This is a genomic window from Cyanobacteriota bacterium (genome assembly GCA_025054735.1).
Classification (GTDB): Bacteria; Cyanobacteriota; Cyanobacteriia; order SKYG9; family SKYG9; genus SKYG9.
Map to the genome: position 1 here is coordinate 1 of JANWZG010000663.1, position 1,268 is coordinate 1,268.

Sequence of the window (1,268 nt, forward strand, 5' to 3'; positions counted from 1 at the left end):
GTCGAGTCGTCGTCCTCCAGGGAAGTCGATTGTCACCTGGGCAATGCCATGGCGATAGGTAGGGGGCAATGTGATTAGCGATCCTTCCTGAAGGGGCAAGATGATTACTGAGTCAGCTTTTTCCACTCGCCAATATTCCAACTGTTCGCCGTCTGGGGTTTGGCAATGTTCGCCCACGATCGTGAGCCAGCGACTGCGTAGCTCTAAGAACCGATCTTGAACATGCCAATTACAAGTCATAGTAGTTACTGGCAGGGATGGAATTATGCCTATTCCCTCAGGATAGGGGCGCAACGCACTGGAATCCCGGTTTGTTCCGTAATAGCGGTGGCGAACTGGTGCAACCTAGCATCAGCAACAGGCTTAAACCACAGGGCATTGGGGGCAGTAGTGAGATTCTCGCGCCCTGCCAATAGCCGTTGCCTGGGCTTGGGGCGAACTGGACGGTTGAGATAAATTACATCGGGCTGCCAAGCCGACAAGTAGTGGATGTAGGTACGTTGCTCTTGCTCTGACCACGGCGCTACAATCATCGTTTGCAGGCTCAGCTTGCCGTGATAGCGTTGCCGAAACTGCTGAATTCCCGTGCAGAACAGTGGCCAATCGATGGGGAAAAAAGGCCGAGAGATACGCTGGAAGCGATCAGGCGTAACAGCATCTACTTTGACCGAGACTTCTGTGGCTGCATATAGCTCTTGTTGAACACTGGCATCCCTTAGCAGTGTACCGTTGGTCAGCACAATTAACGGGCGATCGCTCATGGATTGAATTTCTGTCAAAATAGCCCCTAAATTAGCTGCTAGCGTCGGTTCACCGCTACCACTGAGGGTAATAGCATCAATGGTTGACCAGTTCCACCCTAATAGGGCATCCATAATTACCGCTGTAGGCACAAACAGTTGGCGGGTGATACTAGGGTGCTCAATGTTACCTAACTGACAATAAACACAGTGAAACGAACAAGTGGAGACTGGGCCAATAGCATCGATGCCTAACGATCGGCCATAGCGCCACGACTGAACAGGGCCATAGACAGGGGAAAAGGTCTGCATCGTCATGGAGAGTTACCTCCCTAGGCATCTCACAACACCATTATATCAATTCTGGTAATTGGGCTACACATAGCTCCGCCCTTAGACGATTAACTGGAGTTGCGAGCCATTGGCCGTTTTTGTAACCTCAATCCGCGTCTGAAATGCATCCCGAAACTTGGGAACGTGGGTAACCATCAAAATGCAGGCAAAATCTGGTGCAATTGCCTGAATAGC

At 50.9% G+C, this 1,268-nt stretch carries 2 protein-coding genes; both read right to left on the bottom strand.

Annotated elements, in window-relative coordinates; translation table 11 throughout:
* On the bottom strand, positions 1-240 hold a 240-nt coding region (locus NZ772_19195), incomplete at its 3' end, for an NUDIX hydrolase (protein ID MCS6815683.1).
* A gap of 29 nt (positions 241-269) precedes the next feature.
* Positions 270-1,058: a radical SAM protein gene (locus NZ772_19200; GenBank protein MCS6815684.1), complete on the bottom strand. Its 789-nt coding sequence runs from the start codon at positions 1,056-1,058 to the stop codon at positions 270-272.
* Between the last annotated feature and the right edge of the window lie 210 nt (positions 1,059-1,268).